18 protein-coding genes and 1 tRNA gene are annotated in these 21,569 nt (G+C 65.1%); 11 read left to right on the forward strand and 8 right to left on the reverse strand.

What is annotated here, in order from left to right:
- The first annotated feature begins 14 nt into the window (after positions 1-14).
- The 4 genes from BLS52_RS08100 (at position 15) to BLS52_RS08115 (ending at position 3,669) form a co-directional block, all read left to right on the forward strand.
- The gene (locus BLS52_RS08100) at positions 15-803 is read left to right on the forward strand and encodes a creatininase (protein ID WP_090585776.1); all 789 of its coding nucleotides are present in this window, start codon (positions 15-17) and stop codon (positions 801-803) included.
- Complete coding sequence (locus BLS52_RS08105) at positions 800-2,515, forward strand: BCCT family transporter (RefSeq protein WP_090585778.1); 1,716 nt, start codon at positions 800-802, stop codon at positions 2,513-2,515. Before BLS52_RS08100 ends, BLS52_RS08105 begins: the two co-directional genes overlap by 4 nt.
- A 94-nt stretch (positions 2,516-2,609) precedes the next feature.
- Positions 2,610-3,413 (forward strand): IclR family transcriptional regulator, encoded by an 804-nt coding sequence (locus BLS52_RS08110; protein WP_090585890.1) that lies wholly within the window; start codon positions 2,610-2,612, stop codon positions 3,411-3,413.
- Positions 3,414-3,480: 67 nt separating this feature from the next.
- A complete protein-coding gene (locus BLS52_RS08115) occupies positions 3,481-3,669 on the forward strand; it encodes a DUF1918 domain-containing protein (protein WP_090585779.1) in 189 nt (62 codons plus the stop codon).
- Positions 3,670-3,703: 34 nt separating this feature from the next.
- Here the strand turns inward: BLS52_RS08115 and sucD are convergent, their stop codons facing one another.
- From sucD to BLS52_RS08140, 5 genes are all read right to left on the reverse strand, one after another.
- The gene (gene sucD, locus BLS52_RS08120; protein WP_090585781.1) at positions 3,704-4,606 is read right to left on the reverse strand and encodes a succinate--CoA ligase subunit alpha; all 903 of its coding nucleotides are present in this window, start codon (positions 4,604-4,606) and stop codon (positions 3,704-3,706) included.
- 31 nt (positions 4,607-4,637) lie between these two features.
- Positions 4,638-5,807 (reverse strand): ADP-forming succinate--CoA ligase subunit beta, encoded by a 1,170-nt coding sequence (gene sucC, locus BLS52_RS08125; RefSeq protein WP_090585782.1) that lies wholly within the window; start codon positions 5,805-5,807, stop codon positions 4,638-4,640.
- 136 nt (positions 5,808-5,943) lie between these two features.
- Positions 5,944-6,645 (reverse strand): hypothetical protein, encoded by a 702-nt coding sequence (locus tag BLS52_RS08130; protein ID WP_090585784.1) that lies wholly within the window; start codon positions 6,643-6,645, stop codon positions 5,944-5,946.
- Between the two features lie 6 nt (positions 6,646-6,651).
- Positions 6,652-9,096, reverse strand: a complete 2,445-nt coding sequence (gene pcrA, locus BLS52_RS08135) for a DNA helicase PcrA (protein WP_090585785.1) — start codon at positions 9,094-9,096, stop codon at positions 6,652-6,654.
- A 147-nt stretch (positions 9,097-9,243) separates the two neighbouring features.
- Positions 9,244-10,788, reverse strand: a complete 1,545-nt coding sequence (locus BLS52_RS08140) for an alanine/glycine:cation symporter family protein (protein ID WP_175460117.1) — start codon at positions 10,786-10,788, stop codon at positions 9,244-9,246.
- A 160-nt stretch (positions 10,789-10,948) separates the two neighbouring features.
- Between BLS52_RS08140 and BLS52_RS08145 the strand changes: the two genes are divergently transcribed.
- The 6 genes from BLS52_RS08145 to yczE all read left to right on the forward strand — a co-directional run bounded on the left by BLS52_RS08145 (position 10,949) and on the right by yczE (position 15,119).
- On the forward strand, positions 10,949-11,560 hold the full coding sequence (locus BLS52_RS08145; protein WP_090585788.1) for a hypothetical protein: 612 nt from the start codon (positions 10,949-10,951) through the stop codon (positions 11,558-11,560).
- A gap of 37 nt (positions 11,561-11,597) precedes the next feature.
- Positions 11,598-11,674: transfer RNA gene (locus tag BLS52_RS08150), tRNA-Arg, on the forward strand.
- A gap of 60 nt (positions 11,675-11,734) precedes the next feature.
- Entirely contained in the window at positions 11,735-12,538 is an 804-nt protein-coding gene (locus BLS52_RS08155) for a hypothetical protein (RefSeq protein WP_090585790.1), read from the forward strand.
- Complete coding sequence (locus tag BLS52_RS08160; RefSeq protein ID WP_090585792.1) at positions 12,535-14,040, forward strand: alpha/beta hydrolase family protein; 1,506 nt, start codon at positions 12,535-12,537, stop codon at positions 14,038-14,040. The genes BLS52_RS08155 and BLS52_RS08160 overlap by 4 nt, the downstream gene beginning before the upstream one ends.
- Positions 14,037-14,420 carry a hypothetical protein gene (locus tag BLS52_RS08165; RefSeq protein WP_090585794.1) on the forward strand — a complete coding sequence of 128 codons (384 nt, stop codon included), beginning with the start codon at positions 14,037-14,039 and terminating at the stop codon, positions 14,418-14,420. Before BLS52_RS08160 ends, BLS52_RS08165 begins: the two co-directional genes overlap by 4 nt.
- A gap of 57 nt (positions 14,421-14,477) precedes the next feature.
- A complete protein-coding gene (gene yczE / locus BLS52_RS08170) occupies positions 14,478-15,119 on the forward strand; it encodes a membrane protein YczE (protein ID WP_090585797.1) in 642 nt (213 codons plus the stop codon).
- Between the two features lie 26 nt (positions 15,120-15,145).
- Here the strand turns inward: yczE and BLS52_RS08175 are convergent, their stop codons facing one another.
- From BLS52_RS08175 to fdhD, 3 genes are read right to left on the reverse strand one after another with little or no spacing between them, the layout of a single operon-like run.
- Positions 15,146-17,065, reverse strand: coding sequence for an ABC transporter ATP-binding protein (locus BLS52_RS08175; protein WP_090585798.1), 1,920 nt, complete (start codon positions 17,063-17,065; stop codon positions 15,146-15,148).
- A 28-nt stretch (positions 17,066-17,093) separates the two neighbouring features.
- A complete protein-coding gene (locus tag BLS52_RS08180) occupies positions 17,094-18,167 on the reverse strand; it encodes an LLM class flavin-dependent oxidoreductase (protein ID WP_090585801.1) in 1,074 nt (357 codons plus the stop codon).
- Positions 18,168-18,196: 29 nt separating this feature from the next.
- On the reverse strand, positions 18,197-19,039 hold the full coding sequence (gene fdhD / locus BLS52_RS08185; RefSeq protein WP_090585804.1) for a formate dehydrogenase accessory sulfurtransferase FdhD: 843 nt from the start codon (positions 19,037-19,039) through the stop codon (positions 18,197-18,199).
- A 154-nt stretch (positions 19,040-19,193) separates the two neighbouring features.
- On the opposite strand from fdhD, the gene BLS52_RS08190 reads away from it, so the two are divergent.
- Positions 19,194-21,557, forward strand: a complete 2,364-nt coding sequence (locus tag BLS52_RS08190) for an FdhF/YdeP family oxidoreductase (protein ID WP_051470565.1) — start codon at positions 19,194-19,196, stop codon at positions 21,555-21,557.
- Positions 21,558-21,569: the final 12 nt, after the last annotated feature.

The following is a 21,569-nucleotide window of genomic DNA, read 5'->3' on the forward strand; positions in this document are numbered from 1 at the left end:
GCAGGAGAACACACATGACGCGCACCAGCGTGTATATGGAAGAACTCGACGCTTTTACCTACTCCAGGAAGATCAGCGCCGAGGACGGAATTGTCCTCATTCCCGCCGGCGCGATCGAGCAGCATGGCCCGCACATGCCGCTGAACGTTGACGTTCTGCTCTCCCGTGCGATGGCAGGGGAAGTCGCGGAGCAGATCGGTGCGCTTGTTGCCGCGCCGATCATGTACGGCTACAAGTCCCAGCAGCGCTCGGGCGGCGGCAATCACCTCCCTGGAACCACCAGCCTCGATGGAGCCACCGTCGCCGCCATCGCCAGGTCCCTCACGCTGGAGCTGGCACGCCACGGAGCGCGCCGGATTGTCTTCGTCAACGGCCACTTCGAGAACTACCAGTTCCTGTACGAGGGCGTGGACCTGGCAATCCGTGAGCTGCAGCTGGCCGGTCTGGACGACCGAAGGGTGATGCTGCTCTCCTACTGGGACTTCGTCGACGACACGACCATCCGCGAACTGTACCCGGACGGTTTCAGCGGCTGGGATGTCGAGCACGGCGGTGTGCTTGAAACATCCCTGATGCTGCACCTCTACCCCGAACGGGTCGATATGGAACAGGTCGAGGATTTTCCCCCGGCTGTCCTGCCCAACTACGACCTCTTACCCGTCCGTCCAGAGCTCACTCCCGGCTCCGGATGTCTGTCCTCCGCCGCGAAGGCCTCTGCGGACAAGGGAGAAATCCTACTAAAAAGGGCGTCGAACAGCATGGCTGACGCGATTTCCCATGAGTTCAGGAGAGATCAACGATGATCACCAACAAGCAGGCGGCAGCCACCACTGCGCCCAACGAGGATGCCCCTCTCGAAAACGGGGAAGCGGTGGAAACCCCGGTCCAGAGAAAGCGCAGGGCGGTGGATGACACGGCCATCAAGTGGCTGGCCGCGGTTCTCGTGGTGGCCATCCTTGTCGGCACCATCGCCACCCCCGACGCCGCGGCCGGAGCCATCGGTACCGCCCGCACCTTCGTCACCGAATACTTCACCTGGTTCTTTGTCCTCTTCTCCGTCCTCGCGCTCGCGATCTGCGCGTGGCTCGCATTCGGCCGTTACGGCCGGGTCCGGCTGGGCGGCGCAGGCGCCAGGCCGGACTACAGCAAATTCGCCTGGTACTCGATGCTCTACGCGTGCGGACAGGGCATCGGGCTGATCTTCTGGTCCGTTGCGGAGCCGATCATGCTCAAGGAGGAGAGCCCGCTGTTCACCGGAGTCGACGCCGGCGTGGCCCAGGATGGCTCCATGGCGTGGTCCTACTTCCACTGGGGACTCACCGCGTGGGCGATGTACTGCATCGTTGCGATCTGCCTGGCCTACTCCCACTACAACCTCGGCAGGAAGCTGACTTTCCGGGACGCCGTCGTCGACTTCTTCCCGGTGAAATCCCGCCGGAGCATCGGCGTCGTGGTCGAGGTTCTCGCCATCCTGGCCTGCGTGCTCGGTCTGGCCACCTCGTTCGGCTTCGCCACGCTCCAGTTCACCTTCGGACTCACGTCCTTCACCCCCATCACGGGCGGCATGCCGGTGTGGATCGCCGTCGTCGTGGTTTTCGCTGCTCTCACCGCGGTCTCCGTCTATTTCGGCATCAGCAAGGGCATGAAGCGCATCAGCGAGCTGAACTCGATCCTCAGCATCGTGCTGGTCGGCGCGGTCCTGCTCTTCGGCCCCGCGGTCTACCTGCTCTCCTCCGTGCTACAGACCTTCGGCGTGTACTTCCAGAACTTCCTGGCGATGAGCCTGTGGTCGGAGTCCGACGTCGCGGGCGCCGGCATGGACAGTTGGCAGGACAGCTGGAACGGGTGGTGGACCGTCTTCATCTGGTGCTGGGTCATCGCTTTCTCCGCCTTTGTTGGTCCATTCATTGCCCGGATCTCGCGGGGCCGGACCATCCGCGAGTTTGTTGTTGGCGTCACGGTCATCCCATCCGTCATCGTGATGGTGTGGATCGGGGTTCTCGGCGGCGCAGCGCACTTCTACGACAACGCCAACGACGGCGCCATCTCAGGACAGATTGCCGAGAGCACCGAAAGCGGGCTGTTCGCCATGCTCGACTTTGTGCCCGTCGTCGGCACTGTCCTGATGGTGGTCTCCACCGTTCTGGTGGCTACCTACTACATCACGTCGCTGGACTCCGGAGTCCACGCGCTCTCCGGCTTCGTCGCCTCGGCCAAGAGCCCGAGCAGGTGGTTCCGGGTGCTGCTGGTGGGAGCGATCGCGTCGGTCACCGTGGCGCTCCTGGTCCTCGGCGGGGTCTCGGTCATCGGAACGGTCCAGACCGGCACGATCATCGGCGCTTTCCCGCTGGCGTTCATCCTGATCATCATGGTCCTCAACTTCATCAAGCGGCTCCGGAGCAGCGCCACCAGAACTGCTCCTCCTGCTCCGCCGGCCCTTGACGTCTCCCTGGACGGGAAGGAACCGCCTGCACCCGAACTGGTGGCGTCCGACGGCGGTGCCCATCTGAACTAGCGCCTCGGGGTACTGCCGGCGGCGTCACCCAGCAGGGTGGCGCCGTCGGCGTTTCGCGACGAATAAGTCCCAATAGGGGATGATGAAAGACATCATGACAGCACAACCGGAAACCAGGGACAGCAAAGGGGCTTCGGTCATCTCCAACGTGATCGACGTGCTCCGGTGCTTCAGTATCGAAGAACCGCTGCAGGGAGTGACCGAGATCGCGGTGCAGGTGGGCCTGCACAAGAGTACGGTTTCGCGGATCCTTGCGACGCTCGAAAACGAGAACATCGTTGAACGGGACCCGCTCTCCCGGCGCTTTCGCCTTGGGCTCGGGATCATCACGCTCGCCGGTCCGCTGCTCGCGGACCTCGATGTCCGGAAAGTGGCGCACCCCGTGCTGCAGGAGCTGAGCCGGCAGACGGGCGAGACTTCCGCCCTGGTGCTGTGGAACGAGACGGAATCGATCTCGGTGGAGCAGGTGGTCAGCAGGAGCAACGTCAAGCACACCTCTCCCCTCGGTACCAGTTACGGCACGGCGCTGAGCGCCAGCGTCCAGGTGTTCCTTGCGCTGGAGGAGGAGGACCGCGTGCGGCAGCTTCTCGGCAGCGGGACAATTCAGCACCCCTCCCCCAACCGCGAGGGGCTGGATGCCTATCTCACCCGGCTCGGGGACGTGCGCAGCCACGGCTACGCGGTAAATTTCGGTGAAACCTCGGTGGAGGAAGTGGGAATCGCCGTCCCCGTGCATGACCACCGCGGGGATGTAGCGGCCGCTGTGCTCATTTCAGCACCCCGTTTCCGGGTGGACAGGGATCAGCTTGAGGTCCTGGTGTCAGCGTGTGTGCTGGCCGCGAAAGACATCACCCGCCGGCTCGGCGGGCGTCCTCCGGTTGATGCCGGCCTTCCGTAGGGGGCAGACAGCACTGCCGGGTGAGGCGGATACTAAGGGTGTCGGCACGCTTGACGGAGGGTGGCTAATGAAAGCATCAGTCGGTGACCGCATCCTTGTTCACGGAGCTCACGTGGACGACGCGGAACGCGAGGGTGAAGTGCTGGAGACGCGCGGCGAGGGCGGCGCACCGCCGTACCTGGTCCGCTGGTCCAACGGCTCGGAGGGTCTGGTGTTTCCCGGTCCCGGCGCGGAGATCCGCGCCACCGGTTCGTAACCGGCAGCGCCAGCAAACCCAACAACTCGGAGAACTACAGCCCTGCGTAGACCTCGCGCAGCAGGCGGGCGGTCTCGGACGGGGTTTTCCCGACCTTGACTCCGGCGGCCTCAAGGGCCTCCTTCTTTGCCTGCGCGGTGCCCGCGGAGCCGGAGACGATGGCGCCGGCGTGGCCCATGGTCTTGCCCTCAGGCGCCGTGAAGCCGGCGACATAGCCGACGACCGGCTTGGTGACGTTGGCCTTGATGAACTCGGCGGCACGCTCTTCGGCGTCGCCGCCGATTTCGCCGATCATCACGATCGCCTTGGTCTCGGGGTCCGCCTCGAACGCCTCGAGAGCGTCGATGTGGGTGGTTCCGATCACGGGGTCACCGCCGATGCCGATCGCGGTGGAGAAGCCGAGGTCACGGAGCTCGAACATCATCTGGTAGGTCAGGGTGCCCGACTTGGAGACCAGGCCTACACCGCCCTTGCCGGTGATGTTCGCCGGGGTGATGCCGACCAGGGATTCGCCGGGGGTGATGATGCCGGGGCAGTTGGGCCCGATGATCCGGGTGATCTGCTTGCCGTTCTCATCCGTGCGGGACTGGGCCAGCGCCCAAAACTCGGCCGAGTCCTGGACGGGGACGCCCTCGGTGATGATGACCACGAGGCCGATTCCGGCGTCGATCGCTTCAACGACGGCGTCCTTGGTGAACGCCGGCGGGACGAAGACGATTGAAACGTCCGCGCCGGTCTCGGCGATGGCTTCCTTGACGGTGCCGAATACGGGCAGGGTTGTCTCACCGTGGGTGACGGTGGTTCCGGCCTTGCGTGCGTTCACGCCGCCGACAACCTGGGTTCCCGCTTTCAGCATGAGCGCCGTGTGCTTGGTGCCCTCGCCGCCGGTGATGCCCTGGACGATCACCTTGGAGTCTTTGTTCAGAAAGATAGACATGTTGTTCCTTAGTCCTTGGAGTCGCGACCGGTCAGCGAGCGGCGTAAGCCAGCTCGGCGGCCTTGTCGGCGCCTTCGTCCATGGTGTCGGCGAGGGTAACCATCGGGTGGTTGGCCTCGGCGAGGATACGGCGGCCCTCTTCGACGTTGTTGCCGTCGAGACGCACCACGAGGGGCTTGTTCTCCTTGTCGCCGAGGATCTCAAGTGCCTTCACAATGCCGTTGGCCACGGCGTCGCAGGCGGTGATTCCACCGAAGACGTTCACAAACACGCTCTTGACCTGGGCGTCATTCAGGATGACGTCGAGCCCGGCCGCCATGATCTCCGCGGACGCGCCGCCGCCGATATCAAGGAAGTTGGCGGGCTTCACATTGCCGTGGGCCTCACCGGCGTAGGCAACGACGTCCAGGGTGGACATAACCAGACCGGCACCGTTGCCGATGATCCCTACTTCGCCGTCGAGCTTGACGTAGTTGAGGTCATTCTCCTTGGCCTTGGCCTCCAGCGGATCGGTGGAGTCCTTGTCCTCGAGTGCGGCATGGCCCTTCTGACGGAAGTCTGCGTTCTCGTCCAGGGTGACCTTGCCGTCAAGGGCGAGGATCTCACCGGCGCCGGTCTTGACCAGCGGGTTGACCTCAACCAGCGTTGCGTCTTCCTTGGTGAAGACATCCCACAGCTTCAGGATGGCGTTCGCCACGTCTTCGCGGAGCTCGGGAGCGAAGCCTGCGGCCTCGACGATCTCGTCAGCCTTGGCGCGGTCAATCCCGACGGCGGGATCCACGGCGATCCGAGCGAGGGCCTCGGGCCGCTCAACAGCGAGCTGCTCGATTTCCATGCCGCCCTCAACCGAACACATGGCAAGGTAGTTGCGGTTTGCCCGGTCCAGCAGCACCGAGAAGTAATACTCCTCGGCGATGTCGGCACCCTGGGCGATCATCACCTTGTGGACCGTGTGGCCCTTGATGTCCATACCGAGAATCGCGGACGCGTGTTCAAAAGCCTCGTCCGGGGTCTTGGCTACCTTGACGCCGCCTGCTTTGCCGCGACCGCCAACCTTGACCTGCGCCTTAACGACGACGACGCCGCCGATTTTCTCGGCTGCTGCTTTTGCTTCTTCGGGGGTCTGCGCCACGATACCGGCCAGCACGGGAACGCCGTGAGCCTCAAATAGATCGCGCGCCTGATATTCAAACAGGTCCACTTATCTAGTGTCCTTCTGCGTCGAAGTAGGTTTACACAGGGAACTCTAGCCCCTTGGCTCGGAACGCCTTTCCCAGACTACCGGTTTCGTGAGTAAGCACACAGTTCTATGAGTTGTAGAAAAGTAACCCGGTCGGTTACCGTTGAGCGCGCTGTTCCGCCGCAAAGATTTCGAAGGTATCCGCTGACGCCGCAAACCCGGTCTCCGTCGCAACCGCGACACACACCAGGCCGCGTTCTCCGGTTCCGCAACGGAACCCGTTGAGCTCAACAGCCAGTCCGTCTTCCAGGACCGGTAGCCGCCCGAGCGCGCCCTCCATACTCACGGCGCCCGGGCCAAGTTCAGATTCCATGAGCGTCATGCCTACCCGGCATCCTCCGTAGGACGCACCGTCCGCGGTGAGGAGGACCGTGCCGCCTTTGAAACCGAGCCCGGTGCCGTGACAATCGTCGGTGATCTCCGCCGGATCCGGGTAGCGCGCCAGTTCGCAGTACACGGCGGGCACCTCAAGGACGGAGTCATCCCGTTGCCCGCCGGAGAGCCGTGGGTCCACCGGCGAGTTGATGATCCCGCCCTGCTCTGTGGTGATGGCGCAGTAGGCATTACGGTTTTCGGTGAGAAACGCGACAGCCTCCCCGCCGACGGACTGAAGCTCCTCCACAGGCACCTCCGGCATTGCAGCCAGTTTCTGTTGCGGGCTCAGCTCCGGCTCCGCACTCGGCGCCGGACTCACGGGCACCTCCACGCAGCCGGTGAGCGCTGCCGCGGCGAACACGATCCAGCCGACGACGGCGGCACGGATCCGGACGCGACGGCGGGCTCCCCCGGTGGCTGGCACCCGCTGCTACCCGACTTTGGTGAGGGGTGCGTAGCGGAGCAGCAGCCGCTTCTCCCCGATGTCGAACCGGACCTTGGCGACCATCTTGTCACCGCCGCCTTCCACCGCAAGGACGGTCCCGTTGCCGAACGTTGTGTGGTTGACCTTGTCTCCGGCCGATACGGCGACAACCTCCTTCTGGGGTTGCACCCTTCCAGCGGTTTTCCCAGGCAATCCCCGCCCGGCTTCGTTACCCGCACCCGCACCGGCCCCCCAGTAGGAGCCGCTGAAGCGGGGTCCGCTGATGCTCTGGCCGCCGGTCCAGGCCGGCTTTGCCGCGCCCTCGCGCTTCCAGTGGATCAGCTCCTCGGGAACCTCTGAGACAAACTGGCTGGCCGGGTTGTACTGGCTCTGCCCCCAGAGGCTGCGGACCTCCGAGCGTGTGATGTACAGCCGCTTGCGCGCGCGGGTGAGGCCGACGTAGGCGAGCCGGCGCTCCTCGGCGAGCTCCTTGGGGTCCGTGGCCGACCGCTGGTGAGGGAAGATCCCCTGCTCCATGCCGGTCAGGAACACCACCGGGAATTCGAGGCCCTTGGCGGTGTGCAGGGTCATCAGGGTGACAACGCCCTGCCTCCGTGCTTCCTCCACCGCCTTCTCGACGTCTTCCCCGGAGCCCTCCGGTGCGTCGGGGATCTGGTCCGCGTCCGCCACCAGGGACACCTGCTCGAGGAAATCGCCCAGCGTCCCTTCCGGGTTCCCGACCTCATACTCGCGGACCACCGCAACGAGCTCGGCGAGGTTCTCCACGCGTGACTCGTCCTGGGGATCGGTGCTGGTACGGAGCTGCGCCAGGTAGCCGGTCTGCTCGAGGACGGCTTCGAGTGCGGCGGAGGCCCCGGATCCCGCAGCGACCTCGGCCAGATCATCGATGAGTTTCACAAACGAAGCCACCGCGTTGACTGAGCGCGTTGCCATCCCGGGCGCGTCATCCGCCCGGCGGAGCGCCTCCATGAAGCTCACGCGGTCCCTTTCCGCGAGCGCCGCGATGGCGTACTCGGCGCGGTCTCCGATGCCGCGCTTCGGTTCGTTGAGGATGCGGCGGAGGTTGACGACGTCGTCCTGGTTCACCAGCACGCGCAGGTAGGCCAGCGCGTCCTTGATCTCCTTGCGCTCATAGAAGCGGGTGCCGCCGACCACCTTGTAGGGAAGGCCGACGCGCATCAGAATTTCTTCGATCGAGCGTGACTGCGCGTTGGTCCGGTAGAACACCGCAACGTCCCCGGGACGCAGGTTTTCCTGATCCTGCAGCCGGTCGATCTCATCGGCGATGAACCTGGCTTCCTCATGCTCATTCTCACCGACGTAGCCGATGATCTTCTCGCCGTTGCCCTCGGCAGTCCACAGCCGTTTCTCCGGCCGGTTGGGGTTGCGGGAGATTACCGCGTTGGCGGCATTCAGGATGGTCTGGGTGGACCGGTAGTTCTGCTCGAGCAGAATGGTGCGGGCGTTCGGGTAGTCCTTCTCGAACTCCACGATGTTTCGGACGTCCGCACCCCGGAATGCGTAGATGGACTGGTCCGAGTCACCCACGACCGTCAGCTCGGCGGGTTCCTCCACGTTGTCCCCGGCTACGCCGACGATCTCCCGGACCAGCGCGTACTGCGCGTGGTTGGTGTCCTGGTACTCGTCCACCAGGACGTGGCGGAACCGGCGACGGTAGTAATCGGCGACCCCCGGGAAGGCACGGAACATGAAGACGGTCTGGGCAATCAGGTCATCGAAGTCCATGGCATTGGCCTGGCGTAGCCGCTGCGCATACCCCTTGTAGACCTCGGCGACCGCCTGCTCGAAGGGGTCCGAGTAGTTCGCGGAGGAGGCGTACTCCTCCTCGTCAACCAACTCGTTCTTCAGGGCGGAAATCTTGTGCTGGATGGCCTTGGGCGCAAACCGCTTGGGATCAAGGTCCAGACCCTTGGCTACGAGGGTGATGAGGCGGAGAGTGTCCGCCGAATCATAAATGGAGAAGTTCGAGTTCAGACCGATGGACGCGGCTTCACGGCGGAGGATCCTGACGCACGAGGAGTGGAAGGTGGAAATCCACATGCGCTTGGCGACCTCGCCGACCAGCCCCTCGATACGCTCACGCATTTCCGCAGCGGCCTTGTTGGTGAACGTGATGGCGAGGATCTGCCCGGCATGCGAGCGCCCGGTCGCCATGAGGTAGGCGATGCGGTGGCTGAGCACACGGGTTTTGCCCGAGCCTGCGCCGGCGACAATCAGCAGCGGCGAGCCGCTGTGCCGAACCGCTTCCTCCTGCTGGGGATTCAGTCCATCCAGCAGTTCCCGGGCGCGCGCCTCATCGGCGTGGCCGCAGCGCCGAGGATGCTCTGCGGCATCGGGCGAGGACGGCGACGGCGCGGCGCGCCTGCCTGCGGCGGGTGTGCTGAGGTGCGGGTCGAAAAGCAAGTCCATGGTGCCTTTAAGTCTAGGCGCTGGCACGGACAGAACCTGTCCGCCGTCGTTCTGCGAGCCTTACCTTCCCGTGGACGCGGGCCGGAACATAACGGTGCCCGCCGGGTCCGAGGACCCCGCGGGCACCGTGCGGATGGGTGGGTTCAGTTACCGGGCAGCCGTTTCGCGGTCCTCGGGCTCGGTGCCGAGATCGAGCAGCTTTCCGCTCTTGCGGTCGGCGAGGTAGTCCCGCATCTCCTTCTTGATGACCGGCAACAGCATGTAGACACCGAGGAGGTTGACGAAAGCACAGACGAACAATGCGGAGTCAGCGAAGCTGAGCACCTGTCCGAAGGTCAGGACCGTTCCGGTCACGGTGAAGAACAGGAAGATGACCTTGTAGAGAATCTCCGACATCTTGCCGCGGCCGAAAAGGTATTCCCAGGCCTTGAGTCCGTAGTAGGACCAGGTGATCAGCGTTGAAAAGGCGAACAGCGCCACGGCGACGGCAAGGACGATCGGGAACCAGTCGATGACGGTCGCGAAGGCGTCCGAGGTGAGGATGACGCCGTCCGGCGGACCCTCGCCGGCCTGAACCTGGTCGATTCCCGCCTGCAGGCTTGGAGCGCCGGCGATCACGATAGTCAGCGCCGTCATGGTGCAGATGATCACGGTGTCCACGAGCGGCTCGAACATCGCCACGAAGCCCTCGCTGACCGGGCGGCGGGTCTTGACCGCGGAGTGTGCAATGGCGGCGGAGCCGAGGCCGGCCTCATTGGAGAAAGCCGCGCGCTGGAAGCCGACGATCATGACGCCGACAACGCCGCCCGCCATTCCGGCAGGAGCAAACGCGCCCTCGATGATCTGGCCGAATGCTGCAGGAACCTGGCCGATGTTCACGATGATGACGAACAGGCAGGCGGTGACATAAATGATGCCCATTGCCGGAACGAGCTTGCCGGTTGTGGCGCCGATCGACTTGATGCCGCCGAGGATCACTGCGCCGACGAGTACGGCCAGGATGATGCCGAAGATCAGCGCGGCGCCCGGGTTTCCGAGGAAGCCGTCAGCACCGCCGGTGACTTCCTGCGCCTGAGCGAAGGTCTGGTTTGCCTGGAACATGTTGCCGCCGGCGACGCCGAAGATGAGGATGGCGACCGCGAAGATTCCCGTCAGGATCTTTGCCGGCCACTTGCCGAACTTGGCGAAGGCCACGGGCAGGTACTTGAACGGTCCACCCGAAACTGTGCCGTCCTCGTGAACCTCGCGGTACTTCACGCCCAGGGTGCACTCCGCGAACTTGGTGCACATGCCAAGGAGACCGGCGAGGATCATCCAGAAGGTTGCACCGGGCCCACCCAGCGCCATTGCTGCGCCGACACCGGCAATGTTTCCAAGCCCGACCGTGCCGGACAGCGCCGACGTCAGTGCCTGGAAGTGTGGAACCTCTCCTGGGTCGTCCTTCGCGGAGTAGCGTCCGCGGATTACCTCATAGGAAACCTTCAGCCCCCGGAACTGGATGAATCCGAAGTAGACCGTGAAGATAATTCCGGCGAGGATGAGCCAGGCGACGACCGCGGGGAAGCTGACTTCGCCGAGGGTGATCGGAAAGAAGACAACTGCGGCGAACCAGGTGGCAATAGGTTCAAAGACGGCGTCAATGGCGTCTTCGATGGCTGCGAGCCACCCCACCTGATCTGCAACGGAAGACATGGGAAGTGCTTGGTTTATAGCCATTGCTTAAAGAAACCCGGTTCTGGCTGTGATTGCAATCACGGACCCCCTGAATGCGCTATTGATATCAAAACGAGATCAAATCTGCTCTGGATTTTTCGGAACGGTTGCTGCATGGTAGTGGCCTAGCATTAGGGGTATGGGCAAAACGAGAGCGCAGATCGCACGCAAGCACGGGCCGGCAGCAGCCGGGCTGCCGTTATCTTCCGGTGACCGTCCTGCGCTACCCAGGCACAACGGAAATCTCATCCTCATTCCGGCGATTGCGGCGGCACTGTTCCTCTTCTGGTACTTCCATCTGCTCACGCTGTCCCAGATGACCCAGCTGTCCGGCGGGCTCGCGATGCCTGACATGCTCATCGGCGGCTATGACGCCGCCGTCATCGATCGGTTGCGTTCAGCTATGGACGCTGACGCGCTTGGTCAGCTCAGCTACGTGCACAAGACGGCGGGGACCCTGTTCCCGCTCCTCTTCGGGCTGGCGTGGCTGCTGCTCGTGCTGCTCTTCGTCAGCCGCCGTGGACTGCGTTGGCTCCTGTGGAGTCCGGTGCTGCTGTTCGTCGCCGTCGATCTGTGGGAGAACGTGGCTATTGATGCAGCCCTGGCAGGGCCCGACGGCGGATCGGTTGCCCTCGCATCGGCCCTCACTGTGAGCCGGTGGATACTCTTTGCAGTGAGCTGTGCTGCTGGCCTGGCGGCTGTGCTGCTGCCCCGCGCTGTGCGGTCCGCCCGCGTCAAGACTGTAAGCTAGTACCGCCTGCGGCGCCGTGCCGTGCTGTACAGGTCCCGCCTCTGTAGCTCAGTAGGATAGAGCGTCCCTCTCCTAAAGGGAAGGCCGTCGGTTCGATTCCGGCCAGGGGCACCATCATCCCCATGGGTAGCCCTGCCCATGGCACGGTTCCGCCCGCTGCATTAGCTTTGCGGCATGGGGATCTCGTCAGCCGTGCCGCCGCCGCATCATGTCATCCGCCTCTCGCCTTCCGCGTGGGCGCTGGCGCTCAGCGCGGCCGCGTCCGGACTGCCGGAAAGCGGCGACCCTCCAGTGGGCGGCAGGGCGGCCCGCATTCTCAGTGAACTTGACCATGCAGCGGTGCAGGACGGCTGGACGGAACTGCACCGCGAGGGCGTTGCAGACGGTTCCGGGCTGGCGGGCCGGTGGCGCGAAGCACTACAGGAAGTCCTCGCACCGGTGACGCTCCTCCGGCTCTCCGCGGCGTACAACGGCATCGGCGCGAACAGCGACCTCACCATCACTGCCGGCCGCGGGGTCTGCGTCCACCGCCGCAGCACCCTGGAAACCGATCCCGACGGCGGCCTCCGCACCACAGGGCATGAACCTTCCCTTGAGATAGCCCTGTTCGACGCCGGTTCGGCCTGGGGAGCCATCAGGCGTGTCCTGCCGCCGCTCAAGAAACTCCGCGCGGACGCTGCCCAGGCCGGTACCGTACACGCCGATAACGCCCTCCAGCTGCCGCTCACTCCGGCGGAGGCAGCTGGCCTGGCGCCGGAAGAGGTGATTCTGAGCGCCGCGATGACCACCCGGGCTGGGGACACCCGGCAGGTCTGGGCCGGCCGCTGGTCGGTGTGCGGCGGAACGCTCTATTCAGTGCGCACGGCGGACGGTGCTCTGCTCCTGACACCGCAGCGCGCCGGCCACGTGGCACGCGAAATCACGTTCGCCCTCGCCGGTGCCTACCAGTTCATTTCCGGAGCAGCAGCAAGGGTATGAACCGTCTCCTGGGAATGGACCCGAGCCAGGTCCGTCGGCTTGCCCGGAGTCTTGAGTGCGCGGCCGGGGAGCTCGAGCTGCTGGAGTTGCAGGTCGCCGGGAAGATGTCCGTCATTGGCTGGCATGGCAGCGACGCCGATGCCTTCCGCACCGATTGGGTGAGCCGGCATCGTCCGGTGCTGCTGAACATCGCCCAGGAGCTGAGACAGGCGGCGCTCGTTGCAGCCGGCAACGCCGACGCGCAGGAGGGCACCAGCGAGGCCGGGGCCGCCGCTGGTCCTCCGGCAGCCACCGGCGCCCAACCGGCACCCGGTACAGATTCGGCGCACCGAGATGCGGCCAGCGGACAGGCGGACAGCGGACAGGACAGCGGCTGGCTTGCGAATGGGCTGGACTGGGTGGCCGACGGCGCGGACTGGGTCACCGGCACGGCCGGTGACGGTGCCGGATGGTTCGCTGACCGGGCGGAACTGGGGTACGGCAACATCATCCGGTCATTCAGCGACGCCGCGTCCGATTCCGCTCATCTGCTCACCCTGCTGGACGCCTGGGCCGGAGGGAACCCTCCCTCACTGATGGAACTCGCCGCGTCCTCGTCGCTCGTCTGGACCGGCGCGGTGGACCTGAGTGCGACCATGGGCTCCCTCGGACAGCTGGCGCCGCTTCTGCTCGACGACGGGACGCCGTGGGCAGGAGAGCCCATCGCCGTCGGGATCTCCCGCGACGGCATGGGTCCGGCTGTCAATGGCCACCGGCCGGGCGTGCTGCCCTCGGACCTCGGCGCGATCGCACTCAACACCGCCCAGGCCTACAATGACGGCGACACCTCCTCGGCACCGGACGGCGCCGTGCGCATCACCAGGGTGCTGGACGGGGACGGCCCCTCCTACATCGTGACCATCCCGGGAACGCAGTCGTGGAGCCCGCTCACCTCCGGAACCGCAGCGGACCTGACCGGGAACCTGGTCACGGCGTCCGGTCAGCTTTCAACGGCTACCGCCGCGGTGGCGCTGGCCATGGAGCAGGCGGGCATCGAGCCGGGCGCACCGGTGATGCTCTCCGGCCATTCCCAGGGCGGAATGACCGCCGCGGCCCTGACCACCGACCCCGCCTTCATGGAGCAGTACAACGTCACCAACGTCATGACGTTCGGTTCTCCCATCGACGCCGCGGGGATCCCGCCCTCCGTGGAAGTCATCGCCTTCCAGCATGAGGACGACGTCGTTCCGCGCCTTGATCTCGGCGGCGTCACAGCGGACGGGGAATCACCACGGCGTCACGGGGTGCAGGTGACGCTGCCGAACCCGGGCGGAGGTACCTGGAACAACGTCGTGGCCAATCATGACTACAACAACTACGCCGCATCCATTTCCGACGCCGGCGCAGACCCAACCGGCGCGGCTGCGCAGTATGCGGGCCGCCCGGCCACCCTGCAGTTCCTCACTGATGATCCCACGCAGGTAGAGTCCTTCGTGGTCCCGGTCGGGAGGAGGCACCCATGAGACGGGCAATCGCGCTCTCCGCTGTGCTGTTCTGTGCGGCACTCACCTCGTGCTCGGCCCCCTCGCCCGCTCACCGGTACCAGCAGGCAATCTCCGCCGTCAGCGGGGTCGCTGACGTTGAGGTGGACTACGCCCGGCACGGGGGCACCGGGGATTCAACGGATGTCGAGATAGTCGCGGACACCAATGATTCCGAGGAACTGCAGCGGATCCTGGACCGGTCCCTCCGCGCGTTCATCGAGAGCACCGACCCGAAGGAGGAGACGTCCCTGAATTATCTGGTGTACTCCCGGGACAGGTCCACCTACCTCACTCCCAGCGATCTGGGAACGGTGCTGCGAACGCTCGCCGATATCCGGCGGCACTACGGGCTCGACTAGGACAGCTCCGGGACGCCCGGTTCCCGCTCAGCCGGACGCGTGGCCGATACTGGGAACATGTCCCGTCTCCTGGTGCGCCGCACTGTGCAGCTTCTCGTCGGTCTCTTCCTGTATGGGTTTTCGATCGGCATGATGATCCGGGCTGGAATCGGCGTATCCCCGTGGGACGTTCTGGGGCAGGGCGTGTCCCTGCAGAGCGGCATCCCGTTCGGCCTGGTCACCAACCTCATTGGGCTCGCGGTCCTGATCCTATGGATCCCGCTGCGGCAGAAGCCCGGAGTCGGGACAGTGCTCAATGTCCTGCTTGTCGGCCCGAGCGCGGAGATCGGCCTTGCCGTGATTCCGCAGCAGACTGAGCTGTGGGTCCAGATTTTCCTCTTCACCGGCGGACTGCTCCTGCTCGCCGTCGCCACCGGGCTGTACATCGGTGCGCGCATGGGCCCGGGGCCGCGTGACGGCCTCATGACCGGAATGAACAGGCGCTGGGGCTGGCCCATCTGGGCGGTGCGCACCGGCATCGAGGTGTCGGTACTCGCTGCCGGCTGGGTCCTTGGCGGCACCGTAGGCGTGGGCACCGTGGCGTTCGCCCTCTTCGTGGGTCCGCTCGTCAACCTGACGCTCCCCCGCCTCCGCGTCCCGGAACAGCCGAACGAGCCGGACCTCGGCAGCCGCACCGCAGCCTCCGGGGTCGCACCGTAAGATCCCGGCGGGCGGCAGCCGGTGCGTCAGGTTCCGGGGCCGGTCGCGGTGAGGGCCTCTGCGGGCTCATCGGGTGCCACTGTCTTCTGCACGGCAAACTGGGTGCGGTGAAGCTCGGCATACCGGCCCCCTTGAGCAAGCAGCTCCTCGTGGGTGCCCCGTTCGGCGATGTGCCCGTCCTCGATCACGAGGATCTGGTCCGCACTGCGGATGGTGGACAGCCGGTGGGCAATCACCAGTGCGGTCCGTCCTTCCAGCGCCTCGGTCAGCGCCGCCTGGACGGCAGCTTCCGACGTCGAATCCAGTGCGGCGGTGGCCTCGTCCAGGATCACGACGCGCGGCTGGGCGAGAAGGAGCCGCGCGATGGTCATCCGTTGCCGCTCACCGCCCGACAGCCGGTAACCACGTTCACCCACCATGGTGTCCAGCTGGTCCGGCAACGACCGGATCAACGTTTCCAGCCGGGCCCGGCGAACTGCGTCCCAAAGTTCCCCGTCCGTGGCATCCGGGCGTGCCAACCGGAGGTTGGAGGCAATAGTCTCGTGAAACAGGTGGCCATCCTGGGTCACCATGCCGAGTGTCTGCCGCAGCGACTCGAACGTCGCATCCCGGACGTCCATTCCTCCGATCCGGACCGCACCGGAGTCGACGTCGTACAGCCGCGCGAGCAACTGCGCGATGGTGGACTTGCCCGCTCCGGAGGTTCCCACCAGCGCAACGGTCTGGCCCGGTTCGATGCGGAAGCTGACGCCGTGCAGAACCTCCTCACCCCCGCGTGTGTCCAGGGTCGACACCTCTTCCAGGGAAGCGAGCGAAACCTTGTCCGCAGACGGGTAGGCGAAGCGGACCTCGTCGAACTCGACCCCCACCGGACCGTCCGGGATGCTGCCCGCTCCCGGCTTCTCCTTGATCAGCGGGTCAAGGTCCAGCACCTCGAAGACGCGCTCGAAGCTCACCAGTGCGCTCATGATCTCCACCCGTGCGTTTGCAAGGGAGGTCAGCGGCGCATACAGGCGGGTCAGCAGCAGCGCGAGCGTCACCACCTCGCCGGTGTCCAGGGCGCCGCCGAGCGCCAGGGAACCACCTAGTCCATAGACCAGAGCCAGGGCGAGCGCCGAGACAAGCATGAGGGCCGAGAAGAACACCCACTGGAGCATGGCCATCCGGACGCCGATGTCCCGAACCCGTGCTGCCCTGGCCCGGAACTCCTCCGACTCCTCATCGGGGCGTCCGAAGAGTTTCACCAGTGTGGCGCCCGGCGCGGAGAACCGCTCGGTCATCTGCGTGCTCATGGTGGAGTTGTAATCTGCGGCTTCCCGCCGCAGGGATGCCAACCTGCTTCCCATCCTTCGCGCGGGCAACAGGAAGATGGGCAGCATGATGATCGCAAGCACTGTGACCAGCACCGAGGTGCTGAGCATGACAATCAGCGTCAGGATCAGCGCCACCAGATTGCTCACCACCCCGGAGAGGGTGCCGCTGAAGGCCTGCTGGGCCCCGATGACGTCATTGTTCAGCCTGCTCACCAGCGCTCCGGTGCGCGTTCGGGTGAAAAAGGCAATGGGCATCTTCTGGACGTGGTCAAAGACAGCCGTGCGCAGATCCAGGATGACGCCTTCCCCGATCCGCGCGGAGTACCAGCGCGTCAGCAGGCCCACCCCGGTATCCGCGACGGCCACAAGCGCAATGACGACGGCGAGCCAGATGATGGTCCCAACCGGCGCCTCCGCGATGATCTCGTTGACCACCTGGCCGGCCAGGACAGGAGTTGCGACCGCGAGGAACGCGGACACCACGGACAGCGCGATGAACAGGATCAGCTTGACCCGGTAGGGCACAGCGAAGGACAGGATCCGCTTCAGCGTCTCCTTTGAGAATTTGTTGCTGCCGTTCTTGGCGGAGGAGATCCGGTACAGGGAACTCCAGGCCGCGCCTTCCATGCTCATGGATGCCTCCCGTTAGTGGACTTCAAGCTTAGGACCCGGGACTGACGCGCGAAGTCCGTGCCCGTGAATCCTCGCGGGCCTGTCCGCCCAGAGCGTCATTGACACGCGGGAGGACCTCCGTTCCCAGCAGCTCAATGGACTCCAGAACCTGAGCCTGCGGCACGGAAGAAAAGTCGAGCTGGAGGATATGGCGGTCGTGGCCCATCCCAGCATGCGTGAGAACGATTTTCTCCGCCACCTCCTCGGGATTTCCCACATAAAGGGCTCCCGTCCGCGCCGCCTGCATGTTGTACGTGACCCCGCTCGGCTGCGGGAAACCGCGTTCGGCCGAGATGCGCGTCATGGTGTCGAGCCAATACGGACGGAACGTGTCCTTCGCGCCATCCCGGAGAACCAGCCCGACGCCGCTCACCCCGATCCGGGGCGCGGCACCCGCTGCGTCGTTGAACTGTTCCCGGTACAGCGCCGCGTGCTGGGTGAAGTTGTCCACCGCGCCGCCCAGCAGGGCGTAGATGACCGGGGTGCCCAGCCGTGCGGCCCGTACGGAGGAGGCGGGCGTTCCTCCGGTGGCAACCCACACATCCAGCTTGTCCTGCAGCGGGCGCGGCAGAATCAGCGCGTCCTGCAGCGGTGGCCGGAACCGGCCTGACCAGGTCACGCGTTCCTCGTCGTTGAGGTGAAGCAGGAATTCGATCTTCTCGTTGTACAGGGCGTCATAGTCCTCAAGGGCGGCCCCGAAGAGCGGGTAGGACTCGATGAAAGACCCCCTGCCGGCCGTCAGCTCCGCCCGTCCGCCGGAAAGGAGATCGAGTGTGGCGAACTGCTGGAAGACCCGCACCGGGTCCTCGGTGCTGAGCACCGTCACTGCGGATCCCACACGGATGGAGGTGGTTTGCGCTGCCGCTGCAGCCAGCACGGGCACGATCGAGGACACAGCGTAATCCGGACGGTGGTGCTCTCCGATGCCGAAGTAGTGCAGGCCCACCTCGTCGGCCAGCCTCGCCCGCTCCAGGAGGTCCGCCATCCTCTGGCCGGGTGACACCCGCTCACCGGTTACCGGGTTGGGGTGGATGTCGCCGAAGCTGAAGATGCCGAGTTCCATACTGCTGTGCAACCCCGGACCGGGTACCCCTATTCCGGGCTCGGATCAGCTTCGATGCGCCGCGGATGGGTGTAGCAGTTCAGGGTCCGCCCTCGGCTGAATCCCACCAGCGTGATGCCCGATTCCTCCGCCAGCTCAGCAGCCAGCGACGACGGCGCGCTCACCGCGGCGAGCGTCGGGATGCCGGCGAGGTGTGCCTTCTGGACGAGCTCGAACGAGGCACGCCCGGAGACCTGCAGGATCATTCCCCGCAGCGGCAGCATTCCGCGCCGCAGCGCCCACCCGACCACCTTGTCCACCGCGTTGTGCCGTCCGACGTCCTCACGGAGGCAGAGGAGCTCCCCCTCGCGGCTGAAGAGACCCGCGGCGTGAACGCCACCGGTCCGGTCAAAAAGCTTCTGGCTGGTCCGCAGCCGGTCCGGCAGGGAGGCGAGGACCGACAGCTTCACTGTGCCGTCGTCGTCGTGCACCTCAAAGCGGGCCGATTTGCGGACCGCATCGATCGAGGCCGTCCCGCAGATACCACAGGAACTGGAGGTGTAGACGTGGCGTTCCATGGAGGTGTCCGGCAGGGCAACGTCCGGCCGGAGCTGTGCCTCGACCACGTTGAAGGTCTGCCGGCCTTCCTCGTCAACCCCCGCGCAGTAGCGAAGCGCCAGTATCTCTCCCGGCTCCGCCACAACGCCTTCGGAGACGAGGAAACCTGCCACGAGGTCGAAGTCGTCGCCTGGAGTGCGCATGGTCACGCTGAAAGCCCGGCCGCCCAACCGGATCTCCAGCGGTTCCTCACCGGCCAGCCGGTCTTCCCTGTGGCTGGCAGCGCCGTCCAGCCGGTAACGTGTGATTCGGCGCCGATCCATTACTCGCGTCATCGAGGTTGTCCTTCGTTTAGGTCTGGACTGAGCCTAGTTGACGCTCCGGCAGCCCAGCTACCGGAGTTCGTTGTACCCATAAGGGCGGCTCCTGAGCGACAATGGATCAGGTAGGACCACTCAGCGCTGAGAAGCGGCCAGAAAGGATGCGCCCATGACACGCTCCAACCCTCCCGTCGAGGAAGCAGACGAGAACGATCTCGACGTCAGCAAGCCCAAGGACTGGGCGGCAGGATTGCCCGGTGTGTATCACTCGATGCAACCGGCGTTCAAACACATGGGCGTCGAACGCAGTGTACGAACCCTGCTCCGGATGAACCAGAAGCAGGGCTTCGACTGCATGAGCTGCGCGTGGCCGGACCCGTCGGACCACCGCAGCACCTTTGAATACTGTGAAAACGGCGCCAAGGCTGTCACGTGGGAAGCAACCCCGGTGACGGTGTCCTCGGACTTCTGGGCGGAGCATTCCATCACGGAACTGCGGGGACGTTCCGAGTTCTGGCTGGGCATGCAGGGCCGGCTCACCGAGCCCGTCTACAAGGCAGCCGGCGAAGACCACTACCGGCCGATCGGCTGGGACAGGGCGATCACGCTTGTTTCCGACAAATTGAAGAGCCTTGGGTCCCCGGATGAGGCAGCGTTCTACACCAGCGGCCGCGCCTCCAACGAGGCGGCCTTCATCTACCAGCTTTTCATCCGCGGGCTCGGCACCAACAACATGCCGGACTGCTCGAATATGTGCCACGAATCCTCCGGCGTGGCCATGAGCCAGACGATCGGCATCGGCAAGGCCACCGTCGCCTATAACGACTACCTCAACTGCGACCTGATGATTGTCATCGGCCAGAACCCGGGAACCAACCATCCCCGCATGCTGAGCGCAATGGAGAAGCAGAAGGAAAACGGGGGCCAGATCGTCGCCGTCAACCCGCTCCCCGAGGCCGGCCTGCGGCGGTTCAAGAACCCGCAGAAGCCCAAGGGCGTTGTAGGCCGCGGCACCGACCTGGCCGACCAGTTCCTGCAGATTCGCGCCGGCGGTGACATGGCGCTCCTGCAGGCCATCTCCAAGCGCGTCCTTGAAGCCGAGGACAGGAACCCGGGCACCGTGCTGGACCACGAGTTCATCGCCAAGTACTGCGAGGGGCTGGATGAGCTGCGTGCGCACCTTGCCACCCTGGACGAGCAGACAGTACTGGAGGCCACCGGCCTCCGGTCCGAGGAAATCGACGAACTGGCCGACCGGTACATCAAGTCGAAAAAGACCATCATCACCTGGGCCATGGGCGTCACACAGCAGAAAAACGGCGTGGGCACCATCAAGGAGATCATCAACCTGCTCCTCCTGCGCGGCAACATGGGCCGGGCAGGTGCGGGCGCTTCACCGATCCGCGGGCACTCCAACGTGCAGGGCGACCGCACCATGGGAATCTGGGAGCAGATGCCGGACTCCTTCCTCGACGCGCTCGGCAAGGAATTCCGCTTCGAGCCTCCGCGCGAGCATGGTGTCGATTCGGTGGCGGCAGTGCGCGGGATGCGCGACGGCGACATCAAATTCTTCCTCGCTCTGGGAGGCAACTTCGTGGCCGCGATGTCAGACACCGCCGCCACGGAATCGGCAATGCAGAACCTGGAGATGAACGTTCAGATCTCCACGAAGCTGAACCGGTCGCACACGGTTGTGGGAACGGACACGGAGTCACTCATTCTGCCCACGCTAGGCCGTACCGAGATCGATATCCAGGCAACTGGTCCGCAGTTCGTCTCGGTCGAGGACACAGTGAGCGCAGTACACTCCTCCGAGGGCAGGGTTGAACCGGTGGCACCGGGCCTGCTGTCCGAGGTTGCGATTGTCAGCCGGATTGCACGCGCCACCCTCGGGGACCGTATCGCCGCTGACTGGCAGGGTTTCGAGGACGACTACGACCGCATCCGCGACCACATCGCGCACGTGGTGCCCGGCTGTGAGAACTACAACCGCCGGATCCGGGAGAAGGACGGGTTCCTGCTGGCGAACGGACCGCGTGATGCGCGCAAGTTCAACACTCCCACCGGCAAGGCCGTGATGACCGTCAACGAGCTTGACCCGCTGGACTGCCCGCCGGGACGCCTCATCCTCCAGACCATGCGCTCCCATGACCAGTTCAACACCACCATCTACGGCTACAACGACAGGTACCGCGGCATCAAGAAGGGCCGGCACGTGGTCTTCGTGAACCCCGAGGACCTGGCAGAGCTCGGCTTCAAGGATGGCGATCTGCTGGACGTTCACGGCGAGTATGTGGACGGCAAGGACCGGGCGCTGCGCAAGTTCCGCGCGGTGGCCTACCCCACCGCCCGCGGCTGCGCCGCCGCGTACTACCCCGAGGCCAACGTCCTGGTGCCGCTGGACGACACGGTCAAGGGAAGCAACACCCCGGTGTCGAAGGGCGTCATTGTCCGTCTGGAGCGTGCCGCTGACGGTCCCGCCGGAGGCACCAGCGACGAGAACGCTCAGAAGGACATGCCGGCGACGGTCTGATCCCCGCGTACC

Origin of the sequence: Arthrobacter subterraneus (assembly GCF_900099735.1) — a bacterium.
GTDB lineage: Bacteria > Actinomycetota > Actinomycetes > Actinomycetales > Micrococcaceae > Arthrobacter_D > Arthrobacter_D subterraneus.

What these genes read in the sequence shown, in the direction of transcription:
- BLS52_RS08105 (WP_090585778.1), top strand. Translation starts at nt 800, where the DNA reads ATGATCACCAACAAGCAGGCGGCAGCCACCACTGCGCCCAACGAGGAT.
- BLS52_RS08145 (WP_090585788.1), top strand. Translation starts at nt 10,949, where the DNA reads ATGGGCAAAACGAGAGCGCAGATCGCACGCAAGCACGGGCCGGCAGCA.
- BLS52_RS08110 (WP_090585890.1), top strand. Translation starts at nt 2,610, where the DNA reads ATGACAGCACAACCGGAAACCAGGGACAGCAAAGGGGCTTCGGTCATC.
- BLS52_RS08165 (WP_090585794.1), top strand. Translation starts at nt 14,037, where the DNA reads ATGAGACGGGCAATCGCGCTCTCCGCTGTGCTGTTCTGTGCGGCACTC.
- BLS52_RS08160 (WP_090585792.1), top strand. Translation starts at nt 12,535, where the DNA reads ATGAACCGTCTCCTGGGAATGGACCCGAGCCAGGTCCGTCGGCTTGCC.
- sucD (WP_090585781.1), bottom strand. Translation starts at nt 4,606, where the DNA reads ATGTCTATCTTTCTGAACAAAGACTCCAAGGTGATCGTCCAGGGCATC.
- pcrA (WP_090585785.1), bottom strand. Translation starts at nt 9,096, where the DNA reads ATGGACTTGCTTTTCGACCCGCACCTCAGCACACCCGCCGCAGGCAGG.
- BLS52_RS08180 (WP_090585801.1), bottom strand. Translation starts at nt 18,167, where the DNA reads ATGGAACTCGGCATCTTCAGCTTCGGCGACATCCACCCCAACCCGGTA.
- yczE (WP_090585797.1), top strand. Translation starts at nt 14,478, where the DNA reads ATGTCCCGTCTCCTGGTGCGCCGCACTGTGCAGCTTCTCGTCGGTCTC.
- BLS52_RS08115 (WP_090585779.1), top strand. Translation starts at nt 3,481, where the DNA reads ATGAAAGCATCAGTCGGTGACCGCATCCTTGTTCACGGAGCTCACGTG.
- fdhD (WP_090585804.1), bottom strand. Translation starts at nt 19,039, where the DNA reads ATGACGCGAGTAATGGATCGGCGCCGAATCACACGTTACCGGCTGGAC.
- BLS52_RS08140 (WP_175460117.1), bottom strand. Translation starts at nt 10,788, where the DNA reads ATGTCTTCCGTTGCAGATCAGGTGGGGTGGCTCGCAGCCATCGAAGAC.
- BLS52_RS08175 (WP_090585798.1), bottom strand. Translation starts at nt 17,065, where the DNA reads ATGAGCATGGAAGGCGCGGCCTGGAGTTCCCTGTACCGGATCTCCTCC.
- BLS52_RS08155 (WP_090585790.1), top strand. Translation starts at nt 11,735, where the DNA reads ATGGGGATCTCGTCAGCCGTGCCGCCGCCGCATCATGTCATCCGCCTC.
- BLS52_RS08100 (WP_090585776.1), top strand. Translation starts at nt 15, where the DNA reads ATGACGCGCACCAGCGTGTATATGGAAGAACTCGACGCTTTTACCTAC.
- BLS52_RS08190 (WP_051470565.1), top strand. Translation starts at nt 19,194, where the DNA reads ATGACACGCTCCAACCCTCCCGTCGAGGAAGCAGACGAGAACGATCTC.